This is a genomic window from Pseudanabaena sp. PCC 7367 (assembly GCF_000317065.1).
In the GTDB taxonomy this organism is placed as follows: Bacteria; Cyanobacteriota; Cyanobacteriia; order Pseudanabaenales; family Pseudanabaenaceae; genus Thalassoporum; species Thalassoporum mexicanum.
On the sequence record NC_019701.1, the window covers coordinates 2,317,259 to 2,329,978 of the forward strand.

Here is a 12,720-nt window from a genome sequence, read left to right on the forward strand (position 1 = left end):
TTGCTCAGAGCCAAAATTAATCCCAGATTTAATAATTGGGCACTAGCTAAGTCCTTGATTTTGCTCTGGTTTAAAGAACTTGTTCTTGACCCAGCCAATCAGGCCGCTGGCGATCGCCCCTAGCATCATGATCCCAAGCACGGGCTGAATCACTGGCTGCCAGAGTCTTTGCCATAGCCCCAAGCCCAAATTAAGATCAAAGCTATCGGCAACTACTGCCGCCACAAACCAGAAAAAGAACCCAAACACCAGAAATAAATCGGCAATTAACAATCGATTTAGCCATTCAACTAGCTTTTCCATCAATTTTGCTTACCCTCTCAATTTTTATATAAGCCCTTACTAACCCCCTTAATAAACTAATGAGGGGCGATCAATCCCCTCATTAAAGGTAGCTAAATAAAGTATGTTTTTTAATAAGCTATATTAGTGCTTGACTGTACTATTTAAGTAATTTGAGCAATATTAATAGTCACTCAAAATTACCTATAGTTTTCTAAGCTTTTAGATTTTATATGTTAGTTAGGTGATGAGCCCTAAGGTAAGGCTTATTTAAAACCGATCGCCGCCTGCCAGACAAAGGCCAACAGCAAAAAGAAAATCGGGATTACTGGCAAAACATCGATCAAAGGTTCGGTGAACCGATATGCCTCAGGCAAAGTAGCTACGAGCATGTGCATCTAAAAACAAACCTCCTTTAAGATTTAATACGAATTTTAACACGCAGATAAGGGCGTAAAGTCGATCGTAGCGATCTTCTGCTTAAATTTTGTCAAACGTGGATTAGTGTGGATTAGTACAGACCGCCGTGAATCTGGCTATATGTGGCTATATGTGGCTATATGTGGCTATATGTAAAGATTAGTTCCTGGATCAGCGCTTACAATATGAGGCAATATCAATAAAATTAGCGATCGCCCTAAATATGCAATTACTAAATATGCCATTAGTATGTGGCTAGTATTTCAATATATAAACCATATAAATATGAACTTAGTATTTTGGCGATTTGCAGGGTAGCATCTGATTGAGAATGATATTTAGCTAGTTCTTGCAAGCGTTTATGCATATGCATCACATTCTTGATCTCATCGGTCTAGGCAGATTGCATTTATATCTATAATTTATTAATTTAATTTGCTTAATTTGTTTAATTGATTCAGTAATTGAAGAGTTTAGAAATCAAGAAATATGAAAAATCTTCTTAACCCCCTAATTAAAATCCTTATTCTTACTTCCATCTGTCTTAGTATTTGCCTGACTGCCACCTGGACTTTTGCTGCGCCAGCCTGGGCACTCACCCAAATCAAAATTTCCAAGCTTTCCTATCGCCCCTGTGAGGGTAAGAGCAATATGGTGCTTGGTGGTGGCGTAATGGCAGCTAATTGCTATATGGTGCATGGCACTGCCACCAATCCATCTGGCAAAATGGTGTTGAATGCGGATGTATTTGGCCGCATTTATGATGCCAATAATAATAATGTGATGCCGGAGCGCGGTCGCCTGGGTTCGATCGATGAGTTGCCACCGGGCAAAAGCGAGTTTGAAATCATGATTAGTGTACCGGCTTCGCAGGCTGAACCATTACAACTAAAGCAGTTTAAGGCATCTGGCTTTACTGGCGAGGTGCGTCGTTATTAGCTTTTGCAATTATGGCAGTTTTATTTTTATGCCACCATATGATTGATAGCTGATTTCTCTGGTTGGGCATGATCAACTGGAAAAATGATTAGCGATCGGATCGGTTACCCTGAATTGCCGATCGCTAGGACTTGCTATGATTAATCGCATCGATCGCATAAGTTAGCTCGTTGCTCTATGAACCCTGATAACTTTCCTGCTGCCAAAGATTCGGATAATTCGGATAATGCCAATCAGTTCTCTGAATTCGAGGCAGAAGATCTGTGGCAAGATTTGCATGATGATTTTGAAAATAATGATTCTGATGCTGCTAAGCCTAGTGAGTCTGAGTCGAAAGTTGCTCCTGACCAGCTGAATTCCGAGGAGAATACAATTAATCTGTCTAATCAGCCTAATGTCTCAGGTCAAGCAGATGACTCAGATAGCTCAGATCTATCAGACCTATCAGATCTATCAGACCTATCAGATCTCTTTGACTCCGACCTATCTGGGACGATCGATTCTAGTGAGTCTAAGCAGGAAGATGCTGTTAGACAAACTCAAGCTGATGCGGATGATCCCGATGTCGTGAATGAGGCCGTAAATAAGGATAATACCGATAGTCTGACGGGCGATCTCTATGCTTTGCTCGATCCGTTACCAGGAGTGGGTATGTCGATCGCTAACACGAACCCAGAAGCGCCTGTAATTGCATCAGATGTAATTGCTGATGCTACTGATAATAATGATGCTCCAGACGATGCTGGGACTGCTGATGATATTTTTACCGATCAGAGCGATCGGGTCAATCAGGCTGATCCGTCAGTTGAATCGCTTGAATCGATCGATCTTGAAAGTAATGAGAGCAAGTTGGGTATAGATGTTGATCTCGATCGGGAATTTGCTGATCCAGATATACCAGATACCGCAAATACTGCTAATGATGCTCCAGATGCCAGTTTTGAAGCTGATCTAGAGGCAGATTTATTTGCTGCTGATACTGCTGACACTAAGGATTTGGATTTGCCAACGGTTAACGAAGATCTCAACACCGCCAACCCAGAGCCAACCGAGCTAGAGCAAACAGCACCAGAAAGGTTGGATGCTGATGTAGATGCGAAAAATAAGGCAGATGTAGATAGAAATGATGCTGAGGAGAAGCTGAATCAACTTAATCAAGAATTAAACGCCCAGCAAGAGCAAGTTGCCGCCACTACCGATGCATTAAACCAGCTCAAACAGGAAGAGAGCAATCTACGCCTGGAAATTGAGCGATTGAAAAGCCAAAAGCAGAAAATTCTCCAATCGCAACTTGACCAATTGCAAGCGTCGATCGATCGCCTGGCCACGGAGCAAGTCTTAGAGTTAGAGCAAAAGCGCAATGAACTGCAAGCCTCGGTGAGCGTACTGCAGCGCAAGCAGGAGCGATTGCAAAAGGAAATGCGTACCACCTATGCGGGTGCCTCCCAGGACATTGCGGTTAGGGTACAGGGGTTTAAAGATTATCTGGTGGGTAGTTTGCAAGACCTCGTGGCCAGCGCCGAGCAGTTAAACCTGGCTCCACCTGCGCCAGAGCCCACCGTAACTGTTGAGCAAACACCGATCGAAGAACCACCCAAACCACCCGACTTAGCCGAGCAGAGCTTTGGTGAATATCGACAGCAGGTGGAAAAAATCCTCACCCAATATCGCACTCTGCCCGATTATTATGGCCCCCCGTGGAAGTTGCGCCGTACGTTTGATGCGACCCATGCCGAACGGGTTTCTAATTGGCTGTTTGAGCAAGCGGGACGCGGTGCAGTACGGACGATGGGCACCAGATTGCAAAATATTCTGGTGGCGGCAGCGGCAGTGTCGATCATGCGATCGATCTATGGCGATCGAGTCAGGATTTTAGTCTTGGCAACCTCCCCAGAGCGTTTGGGTGAGTGGCGACGTGGTTTTCAAGATTGCCTGGGCATTAGTCGTGATAGCTTTGGTCCCGATCGGGGGGTGGTTTTGTTTGAAGACCCTGACCCGCTTACGTTCAAGGGCGATCGCCTGGTCAAAGATGGCCTCAAGCCGATGGTAATTGTGGATGAGGCAGAGGAATTTTTATTTATTGATATGTTGCGATTCCCGATGCTACTGGCCTTTGGCCGCGATCCTGAAGCCAAAACTAGTTATGCCTCGCGGGACTATTACCGGGATTTTATGGATTTTTAACCTAGCCCTAACCCGATCGCCCCTAACTCAATTAACTAGATCGCCAATTCATGGGAAAATTGCCGTGGGATTGGTGATCCCTGATACAGTTTAGTTGTGGCGATCAAATGTAGGTGCTTCGGTTATGGCGATTGAATTTGGTTTGTTGGTGCTCGGCTATTTGCTTGGCTCAATCCCGATCGGCTATTTAGTTGGTCTATCCGCCGGGATTGATATCCGTGAGCATGGTTCCGGTTCTACAGGCGCGACCAATGTCTGGCGTTGTGTGGGCAGGTCGGCGGGTATCACTGTTTTCTGTGGCGATCTACTCAAAGGCGCAGGCTCAATTTTGATCGCCCAATATGTACTCACCCAATATCAAGCCCCCACCCCCTGGGCAGAGTGGTTTATTGTCGGGGCTGGCCTGATGGCGCTGGTAGGTCATAGCCGTTCCTGCTGGATTGGCTTTAAGGGTGGTAAATCGGTTGCCGCTGGCTTCGGGATTTTGCTGGCCTTGAATTGGATTGTTGGCTTGGGCGCAGCCCTGGTTTGGGGCTTAGCCTTGGCATTATGGAAAACGATTTCGCTCAGTTCGATCCTGGCGGCGATCGCTGCGCCAGTTTTAATGATCGTGACTGGTTCACCCCTGGCCTATATTTTGTTTGCGACTGTTAGTGGGGCGTTTGTGATCTGGCGGCACAGTTCTAATATTGAGCGATTGTTTAAGGGCACTGAGCCATCGATCAAGGAGAATAAAGAGAGCTTGAGTGAGGCGAAGTATCATTCTCAACCTAAGCAAAAATCTAAGCCCCCATCTTCTACTACTAAGCAACCATCTCCGGAGTCAGGTTCGGTTAGCTGAGTAATGGGTTGTTTCTAACTCAGGTCTGCTGTTACGGATAGTGATATTTAGCTATATGGTTGAGGCTGACTTAAAAGTAATTAAGAGCTAGGTCAAACCCCATTGCTCAATCATAAAAAAATGCGATCGCGGCAATAATCACAATCGCTTTTATTCGTTAACTATTTAACTGAATTTGAGATTATCTAGTAAAAAATCTTTGCTGCTCTATCGCCATGCAATCTGGTCTAACCAAAGCTAATCCGCATAGCCATAGGCAGTATCCTCCGACAATCGCCGCACTGCCAGCGAGCTACCCAGCACCCCCACAAACACCCCAAACCCGATCAATACGATCGGCAGCAAAAACTTAACCCGATAGTCGTTGAGCAACCCCGCCGTCAGCGATTGAATTAGCTCTGGTTGATTCACTGCGATCCCACCTACAAAGCTCAGCATCACCGATAGCATCAAATAGGCGATCGCTGCCCCCACAATCCCAAACGCCACACCCTGCAACAAAAAGGGGAAATAAATCCAGGTGCTGGTCGCGCCCACCAGTTGCATGATTTCAATTTCGCGCCTTCTGGCCAAAATAATCAAGCGGATCGTAGTGGTAATTACGGCCACCGTTACCATTGTTAATGTCGCCACCGCCACCACACTCATGCTGCTTACCCCCTGCCGCAATTGAGCCAAACGCTCGACTACTTCGTTGGTGTACCAAACTTCATCTACGCCCTTGAGACCAGAGATACGATCGGCAATTTCCGGCACGCGATCGCTACTGATGGCACTAACCTTAAATTCATCGACCAGGGGATTACCGCCCAATTGTCGTGTAGCCTCACCCAATTCAATTTGACCCAGATCCTGCAACAGGCTCTCCCAGGCTTGCTCTTTAGATACCAGGTTGACCTCCGCCACGCCATCCACCAGGCGCAGTCTAGGTTCCATTTCGGCGGGGCTCGTGCCTTCCACCAGGTAAACCGATATTTCTAGCTGCGATCCCATCTGGCCGAGGATATTATCCAGTTGCCAGGAAACCTGTAAGCTAGCACCAAACAGAAACAACAATACCGCCACAGTGCTAACCGCTGCCCAGTTCATCCAGCCGCCGCGCCGAATCCCCAAAAAAGTCTCGCGCAGCAAGTAGTCCGTTTTGGTTAAGGCTTTGAAGATACCTAAAAACTTGTTTAGAAAACTGGTGAAGAATGTTGCTAGGAAAGTGGCGAGAAACATAGCCGGATACCTAATCGAATTAATTTAAGTCAATGAAGTCTAATTGATTGCTGGAGCTTGCAGATGGGGCGATCGCGGCAATTATTTTCGAGATCGCTTTAGCTGGATAGATTAACTTGAAACCCTCATATTGCCAATATTTAACCGCGATCAGTGATCTTTAGCCTCAACAAGCTCAACATTAAGCCGGTGATTTGAGATTAAAAATATAGCCATCCTTAAGCTGAGCAACCGAGTGATTAGCCGCTCGCACCAATTGTTCATCGTGGGTGGTCACCAAAATAGTCACACCAAATGAATTTAGCTTTTTAAGGATTTTAATCACCTGCCAGGCATTTTCCGCATCCAGGTTACCCGTTGGCTCGTCGGCCAGGAGCAAAGGTGGTGTATTCACGATCGCCCTGGCAATGCTAACCCGCTGTTGTTCACCGCCCGACAGCTCATCGGGGAAGCAATCGGCCTTGTCGGTTAATCCCACCATTCTCAGGGCAGGATGCAAGCGCTTGCGGATTTCATGGGGTGGGAAGCCCTGTGCCATCAATACAAACGCCACATTTTCAGAAACAGTGCGCTTGGCCACCAGCTTATAGTCCTGGAACACAATCCCAATCCGTCGCCGCAACATGGCCAAATCATTACCCCGCAGATCGGTCACATTCACGCCATTGACCACCACCTCGCCATAATTGGCCTTTTCTGCGCCATAGAGCAGCTTTAGCAAAGTGGACTTACCGGAGCCAGAATGCCCAGTAATAAACATAAAATCGCCTTTGACGATCTCCAGGTTGATCCCATTCAAGCCAGATACGCCATTTTTATATACCTTCTTGACGTTTTCGAGCTTGACAATAATCGCCTTACCCGATGGGGTGGTGGGGATTTCCTGGTTGGCGGTGGGGGGGACTTTTTTACGGATTCCGATCGGCAGCTTTAGCATAGGTGCAATTTTAAGGTGTTCTATCTTGAGTTCTTATTTGGGCTCTTATGGGAAGTTCTTAGCTTGAATTTGGTTTGAATCTTTGAATCTGAATGGCTGGAATTATGACTAATATGATTAAGATAAATTTGTATTTGCAGCAGCTCGTTATCTATCGTCTAATAAATTGAATCAGCCAACTAGGGCGATCGCTTCAGCATTTGTTGCAGAGAGTATACAACGGCACTCCAAACAAAATAGGGTAATGCCAACATTCGCCGCCAGCGCCAGGGTTCTTTGTAAAGGCGATAGACCCACTCTAGGTGATTATTCCGCAGCCAGGCAGGAGCCCGTTCTTTGCGGCCAGACCAGATGTCGAAGCTGCCCCCCACCCCGATCCAGGTGGCGTTGGGGCAAAGCCGCCGCTGGGATTGAATCCAGAACTCCTGACGCGGTACTCCCAACCCGACCAGAATTAAATCCGGTTGAGTTTGTTTAATTTGCGCACAAATAAGCTGCTCCTGCTCGGCATCAAAGTAGCCATGATGATAACCAGCGATCGGCAACTCTTTCCCATCACCAGCAAATTTAGCCTGCCAGTTTTGTAACACTGCCTCGATCACATCCGGTGCGCCACCAATCAGGAAAACGCGCCATTGATGCTCGATCGCGGCTTGGATTAACTCCTCCGCCAGTTCGATTCCAGGACAACGCTGGATCTCTTTGCCACGGGCGCGACCATACAAAACAATACCTGCACCATCGGGGATCACTAATTCTGCGTTAGTAATTAACTGAGCTAGTTTGGGATCTTGCTGTGCCTGGATCGCCATTTCTGCATTCAAGGTGACAATGTGAGCCCCCTGGCGATCGCTCACTCGTCGTTTGGCCAATCCGCCATAATCATCTTGTAGATCCACTGGTACGCCCAGCACCAGCAGCTTTTGCGATTCCATTGCTAAACCCTGCCCACCCAAACTAATCCGGGAAATTTATCACTATGCAAAACAAATAGCTTGATTAAATTAACTTTAAGGCCATAATTTAAACCACCAAATCAATATCTAATCATGCCTGGCTAACTTTACCCGATCTAAACCAGCTTTGACCCACTTGATAATCTAAAATTTGCCAGACCAATTCAGCGATCGCAAGCGTCATTTAGCCGAGAGCGGGGCGATCGACCAGTTTTGAAGATACTTTGAGCCATAAACTTTAATAATTATGCCTACTCCAGCGGTTTTGGTGGCGCATTCTGGCAGTAAGGCAGATTAAGTCTCCAAGAGGCGATCGAAAAAGGATTTTAAATAACCTCTATGTATGATCAGGGCAATATTTAGAGGTATGCTTCTTTCTTTAACTTTGAAGTAATTGAAGTAGATGCGATCGCAAAGTAATAAATACTGTAGAATATTGATCGCTTAAAAATTTGGGCTGGCGCTTTTGAATAGGTAGTTGGCTTATTATTATTTTTAGTTTGTGTTGCTGCTTTAGTAAATAATAAATAAATTAAATCCTGCGGTCATGGTGGAATTGGTAGACACGCCATCTTGAGGGGGTGGTGGCTTCGGCCGTGAGAGTTCGAGTCTCTCTGACCGCATTTAGTTTTAGTTCAGCATTCATCGGATTGATGAGATCCTGCTGGGTATTTTGGCGCTATAGATCCAGCACAAATCTAATTTTAAAAATACTGCTAAATACTGACCAGATCTCGATTGGTTTAGGTTAAGTTATATATAGTTCGCGTGTCGATCGTGAGTTCTTACAATCATGAGTGCGATCGTGCCTAACTGCCTAAATTCAAGAAATAGCAAGTAGAGATTAAAAACAAAAAGTTAAGGTTAAATATAGGTTAAATATAGTAAGTATGAGCAAGCCAGTTACCCATGCTTTTTTTGTAGGAAGAGCCACCGCCGAAGCGATCGTCGATCGGCTAGAAGATACCCTAACTGACTTTCTCAGTGCCGTTGGCAAATTTGACGCGGAACGGCGTGAAGATTTTCGCAACTTTACCGAAGCGGTAATGTCAAAAACGGTCAGGGTGGAAACCACTGCTGCTGCCACCTATGGCACTGGCTACAGCTCTGCGGATTTGCAAGAACTAATTGATAATCTGCGCGCTGAAGTGGCTCACCTCAAGTCTGAATTGCAGCAATACCGAGAGCAAAACGGTATTTCACAGTAGAATGTAAAGGTTTGTTAAGTAGTTGAGCATTTTGCTGGTTGCCTGTGGCTATTGTGTCCGTGAACTCCGAACCCCGTTACCGTTGGAGTCGGGAAAATTATTCCGAGCTAGCGCGCACCATTGATATTTGGCGCATGGTTTTGACCTTCATTTATTTCATCTGGCTGGATGGCAAGAAATGGAGTTATGTGGGTGGTAAAACCGAGGCCAAGGTCAAAAAACGTACCCGCAATCGGGCGATTTGGCTGCGTGAAGCACTATTACAACTGGGGCCAACTTTTATTAAGGTCGGTCAGCTTTTGTCTACCAGGGCAGATATATTGCCATCTGAGTCGGTCGAGGAATTATCTAAGCTGCAGGACAAAGTGCCAGCCTTCAGCTACGAGAAAGCCAGAAAAATTATTGAAAAAGAACTGGGTAAGCCGATCGGTAAGTTGTTTGCCTATTTCGATCGCGTGCCAATGGCGGCAGCCAGTCTGGGGCAGGTGCATAAAGCTAGCCTGTTTTCTGGTGAAGAAGTGGTGGTGAAGGTACAACGCCCCGGCCTCTTGAAGTTATTTGCGATCGACCTGGCGATTCTCAAGAAAATTGCCCAGTATTTCCAAAATCATCCTAAGTATGGCAAAAACCGCGATTGGGTGGGTATTTATGAAGAATGCCGCCGCATCCTCTATGAAGAGGCCGATTACCTCAATGAAGGTCGTAATGCAGACACCTTTCGGCGCAATTTCCGCCATGTAGGCAGCATTATTGTGCCCCGGATCTATTGGCGTTATGCCTCCCGCCGCGTGCTGACCTTGGAATATTTGCCAGGAATTAAAATTAGCAATTATGATGCGCTAGAGGCTGCGAATATCGATCGCTCTAGTATTGCTAAAATCGGCGCTCAGTCGTATCTGGAGCAATTGCTCAATCATGGCTTCTTCCATGCCGATCCCCACCCTGGCAATCTGGCCGTCACCAGCAGTGGCCAATTGATTTTCTATGACTTTGGTATGATGGGACAAATTCAGTCCATCACCAGAACCAAGTTGATGCGCACTTTCTTTGGGGTTGCCAAAAAAGACGCTAATGAGGTGGTCAATTCCCTGGTGGAACTGGGAGCATTGAAAATTACGGGTGATCCTGGCCCGATCCGGCGATCGGTGCAGTATATGCTCGATAATTTCATGGGTGACCAGAATGGTGAAAATAGCCGAAATGGCAGCAGCACAACCACCCTCGAAAGTAGTTCGATCGCTGAAATTAGTGATGACCTATACGACATCGCCTACGATCAACCCTTTCGCTTTCCCGCCACATTTACCTTTGTGATGCGGGCACTTTCCACCCTCGAAGGGCTGGGTAAAGGATTAGATCCAAATTTTGATTTTATGGCAGTGGCCAAACCATTTGCGCTAGAACTTATGGAAAACGGTAGCTCAAGAGATTCTGGTAGTTTGCCCTCAGTGATTTTTGGGGAGTTGGGCAAGCAAGCGGCGGCAGCAAGTAACTCAGCGTTGAGTTTACCTCGTAAAATAGAGGATACAATTGAGAAACTAGAGCGCGGTGATATTCGCCTGCGGGTGCGATCGCAAGAGAGCGATCGGATGCTGCGCCGGATTGGCAATGTGGCGATCGGTGGTATATTTGCATTCTTAAGCGCAACCTTCACCCTATCGGCTACAATTTTGCTAGTTAATAGTTGGTATTGGCTGGCAGCAGGATCAATGTTGCTGGCGCTGTGCTTTTTGATCATTGTGCTGAGATTGATCGCCCGGCTCGATCGGATTGAGCGCATGTTTTAAACAAACCCCCACTTCTGTAGTCTTTCGCTATGAAATTAAGTTTTGCAGGTGATACTGATAAGGGCTGTGTGAGAGCGGCAAATCAGGATTCATATTACATCGACCCTGAGGGACGCTTTTTTATTGTTGCTGATGGTATGGGTGGTCATGCTGGGGGCGAAGAAGCCAGCCGGATTGCCACGGATACGATCAAAGCCTATCTAGAATCATCCTGGAATAACGGCTACACCCCTGAGCAACTCCTACGTGAGGCGGTTTTTAAGGCGAATCAAGAAATTCTGCTTGATCAAACCCAAAACCCGATGCGTGGGGATATGGGCACAACCGTAGTGGTGGTGGCGATCGACGAAAAAGAGCAACCCTGGTTCTGTCATATTGGTGACTCGCGGCTCTATCGGCTGCGGGGCTCGAAACTAGATCAAATCAGCGATGACCATACCTGGATTGCCAGAGCGATCCAAACCGGTTCGGTGGCAATCGAGGAGGCACGTACCCATCCCTGGCGGCATATGTTGCTGCAATGCTTGGGTCGAGAAGATATAAATTTATTTCAAGTGCAGCCGGTAGAATTGCAACCGGGCGATCGCCTGCTGATTTGCAGTGATGGCCTGACCGAGGAATTAAGTGACGATCGGATTGCCTATCGACTCAAAACAATTCGATCGGCGCAACAAGCTGCTGCCTCATTGATCGACGAGGCCAAGTCGCGTGGTGGCCGCGATAATATTACGGTGGTGATTATTCATTCGGAAATGGGTGAAGACTAAAATTGCGGTGCGGCTGTATTTATAGTCAACCATGGCAAATTCTGTGATATGGTATCGCCTAATTCAGGCTCAAAAATATGTAATTAGTTCAGGTTTAGTGATTGGATGACTGTGCTTTAAGTCATGATTACTTCTTAATTAGAGCCTGAGCTGCTCCATATTTGCACTATGTTGTTGGAGTTGTTAATGGCGAGACACAATAGAAGAAATAGAGCTTTTCGCAGATTTAACCCTAAGCATCTGCTGCACCTAGCGATCGTTTTACTGGTGGTATTTACTTGCTTACCCCCGGTCGCCAGTCTGGCTATTAATCCCTCTCCATCAGTTCATCAGAGCCAGCAAAATGCCTCCCCGTTACAAATTAGCGATCAAGCTGCTCGATCTCCTGTGCTGGAGCATAGCCATCCAGAAACCTTAGCCAAGCTGCCCAGGTTACCCAGATTAAAACTACCGCCCGGAATTGTAGAAGATACCACCGCCAACGCTTGGGGACAGGCAGGAGTGATTGCCTACAAAGCTGGTGCTAATACAATGCAGGCTCGTAATGGCCAGGGAAAAAGTTTAGATATTGGTCAAAAACAGGCGCTACGGCCTCATTTTGGCAAGCTGGTCGATCGGGTGCGGGTCAGCTATGGCGCACAGATGCTCGATCGCTGGGAGGTAGACGGCAAGCCCTTGTTACTCAGCTCAGTGGAGTCGTCAGCCCAGGCTTTTTGCGATCGCATTTATGTCAAAGCACCCTATGCTAAAAACGCTCCCAATCAATTAATTTTGCTCGCCCATGAACTAGTGCATAGTAAGCAATGCCAGGATTTAGGTGGGATCGAAGGTTTTGGTTATGCCTATTTCAAAGCTTATAAGCTGGCCAATCAAGTCTATCGAGACAATAAATTAGAGGTTGAGGCATTTAAATTTCAAAACCAGTTTGCCAATCAGCTAGGCTATCGGCTTGTAATTCCTTAACTGTTTGGCTTATGTTTGGCTTACATTGAAGCTTTAGCTGAGTAGCCCAATAATTATAGTTGGAGCGGGTTAGGTGGATTGCTTCACCAATTTAAATAAGCAAGATCTCAGGATCCCAATCTAGAATAAATATCTACTCGCTCGAAGTAGCAGCCATGCTAATTTTCCCGGCCAATTATTAAAGATAAGGGATTTACAAATTCTTGTGTTGTCTA

The 12,720-nt window shown here is 46.4% G+C and carries 12 protein-coding genes and 1 tRNA gene; 8 read left to right on the top strand and 5 right to left on the bottom strand.

The genetic code is table 11. From position 1 onward, the window contains the following. Positions 1 to 42: 42 nt before the first annotated feature. Positions 43 to 303, bottom strand: coding sequence for a hypothetical protein (locus tag PSE7367_RS09165; RefSeq protein WP_015165084.1), 261 nt, complete (start codon positions 301 to 303; stop codon positions 43 to 45). Between the two features lie 245 nt (positions 304 to 548). Next, a complete protein-coding gene (locus PSE7367_RS09170) occupies positions 549 to 680 on the bottom strand; it encodes a photosystem II reaction center protein K (RefSeq protein WP_015165085.1) in 132 nt (43 codons plus the stop codon). A gap of 511 nt (positions 681 to 1,191) precedes the next feature. Between PSE7367_RS09170 and PSE7367_RS09175 the strand changes: the two genes are divergently transcribed. The 3 genes from PSE7367_RS09175 (at position 1,192) to plsY (ending at position 4,666) form a co-directional block, all read left to right on the top strand. Then, the gene (locus PSE7367_RS09175; RefSeq protein WP_015165087.1) at positions 1,192 to 1,641 is read left to right on the top strand and encodes a hypothetical protein; all 450 of its coding nucleotides are present in this window, start codon (positions 1,192 to 1,194) and stop codon (positions 1,639 to 1,641) included. A gap of 177 nt (positions 1,642 to 1,818) precedes the next feature. After that, positions 1,819 to 3,825, top strand: a complete 2,007-nt coding sequence (locus PSE7367_RS09180) for a DUF3086 domain-containing protein (protein WP_015165088.1) — start codon at positions 1,819 to 1,821, stop codon at positions 3,823 to 3,825. Between the two features lie 124 nt (positions 3,826 to 3,949). After that, positions 3,950 to 4,666: a glycerol-3-phosphate 1-O-acyltransferase PlsY gene (gene plsY, locus PSE7367_RS09185; protein ID WP_015165089.1), complete on the top strand. Its 717-nt coding sequence runs from the start codon at positions 3,950 to 3,952 to the stop codon at positions 4,664 to 4,666. Positions 4,667 to 4,903: 237 nt separating this feature from the next. Here the strand turns inward: plsY and PSE7367_RS09190 are convergent, their stop codons facing one another. The 3 genes from PSE7367_RS09190 to PSE7367_RS09200 all read right to left on the bottom strand — a co-directional run bounded on the left by PSE7367_RS09190 (position 4,904) and on the right by PSE7367_RS09200 (position 7,759). Continuing rightward, positions 4,904 to 5,887: a cell division protein FtsX gene (locus PSE7367_RS09190; RefSeq protein WP_015165090.1), complete on the bottom strand. Its 984-nt coding sequence runs from the start codon at positions 5,885 to 5,887 to the stop codon at positions 4,904 to 4,906. 181 nt (positions 5,888 to 6,068) lie between these two features. Next, on the bottom strand, positions 6,069 to 6,824 hold the full coding sequence (gene ftsE / locus PSE7367_RS09195) for a cell division ATP-binding protein FtsE (protein ID WP_015165091.1): 756 nt from the start codon (positions 6,822 to 6,824) through the stop codon (positions 6,069 to 6,071). Between the two features lie 179 nt (positions 6,825 to 7,003). Next, positions 7,004 to 7,759 (bottom strand): WecB/TagA/CpsF family glycosyltransferase, encoded by a 756-nt coding sequence (locus tag PSE7367_RS09200; RefSeq protein WP_015165092.1) that lies wholly within the window; start codon positions 7,757 to 7,759, stop codon positions 7,004 to 7,006. Between the two features lie 562 nt (positions 7,760 to 8,321). Here PSE7367_RS09200 and PSE7367_RS09205 point away from each other — a divergent pair. From PSE7367_RS09205 to PSE7367_RS20355, 5 genes are all read left to right on the top strand, one after another. Beyond that, positions 8,322 to 8,403, top strand: a tRNA-Leu gene (locus tag PSE7367_RS09205). Positions 8,404 to 8,670: 267 nt separating this feature from the next. Next, positions 8,671 to 8,988, top strand: coding sequence for a DUF6825 family protein (locus PSE7367_RS09210; protein ID WP_015165093.1), 318 nt, complete (start codon positions 8,671 to 8,673; stop codon positions 8,986 to 8,988). A 38-nt stretch (positions 8,989 to 9,026) separates the two neighbouring features. Beyond that, on the top strand, positions 9,027 to 10,775 hold the full coding sequence (locus PSE7367_RS09215; RefSeq protein ID WP_071881351.1) for an ABC1 kinase family protein: 1,749 nt from the start codon (positions 9,027 to 9,029) through the stop codon (positions 10,773 to 10,775). Positions 10,776 to 10,804: 29 nt separating this feature from the next. Then, the gene (locus PSE7367_RS09220; RefSeq protein WP_015165095.1) at positions 10,805 to 11,542 is read left to right on the top strand and encodes a PP2C family protein-serine/threonine phosphatase; all 738 of its coding nucleotides are present in this window, start codon (positions 10,805 to 10,807) and stop codon (positions 11,540 to 11,542) included. Positions 11,543 to 11,728: 186 nt separating this feature from the next. Continuing rightward, positions 11,729 to 12,505 carry a hypothetical protein gene (locus tag PSE7367_RS20355; protein WP_156800371.1) on the top strand — a complete coding sequence of 259 codons (777 nt, stop codon included), beginning with the start codon at positions 11,729 to 11,731 and terminating at the stop codon, positions 12,503 to 12,505. The last annotated feature ends 215 nt before the right edge of the window (positions 12,506 to 12,720 follow it).

What these genes read in the sequence shown, in the direction of transcription:
- PSE7367_RS09165 (WP_015165084.1), bottom strand. Translation starts at nt 303, where the DNA reads ATGGAAAAGCTAGTTGAATGGCTAAATCGATTGTTAATTGCCGATTTA.
- PSE7367_RS09170 (WP_015165085.1), bottom strand. Translation starts at nt 680, where the DNA reads ATGCACATGCTCGTAGCTACTTTGCCTGAGGCATATCGGTTCACCGAA.
- PSE7367_RS09175 (WP_015165087.1), top strand. Translation starts at nt 1,192, where the DNA reads ATGAAAAATCTTCTTAACCCCCTAATTAAAATCCTTATTCTTACTTCC.
- PSE7367_RS09180 (WP_015165088.1), top strand. Translation starts at nt 1,819, where the DNA reads ATGAACCCTGATAACTTTCCTGCTGCCAAAGATTCGGATAATTCGGAT.
- plsY (WP_015165089.1), top strand. Translation starts at nt 3,950, where the DNA reads ATGGCGATTGAATTTGGTTTGTTGGTGCTCGGCTATTTGCTTGGCTCA.
- PSE7367_RS09190 (WP_015165090.1), bottom strand. Translation starts at nt 5,887, where the DNA reads ATGTTTCTCGCCACTTTCCTAGCAACATTCTTCACCAGTTTTCTAAAC.
- ftsE (WP_015165091.1), bottom strand. Translation starts at nt 6,824, where the DNA reads ATGCTAAAGCTGCCGATCGGAATCCGTAAAAAAGTCCCCCCCACCGCC.
- PSE7367_RS09200 (WP_015165092.1), bottom strand. Translation starts at nt 7,759, where the DNA reads ATGGAATCGCAAAAGCTGCTGGTGCTGGGCGTACCAGTGGATCTACAA.
- PSE7367_RS09210 (WP_015165093.1), top strand. Translation starts at nt 8,671, where the DNA reads ATGAGCAAGCCAGTTACCCATGCTTTTTTTGTAGGAAGAGCCACCGCC.
- PSE7367_RS09220 (WP_015165095.1), top strand. Translation starts at nt 10,805, where the DNA reads ATGAAATTAAGTTTTGCAGGTGATACTGATAAGGGCTGTGTGAGAGCG.
- PSE7367_RS20355 (WP_156800371.1), top strand. Translation starts at nt 11,729, where the DNA reads ATGGCGAGACACAATAGAAGAAATAGAGCTTTTCGCAGATTTAACCCT.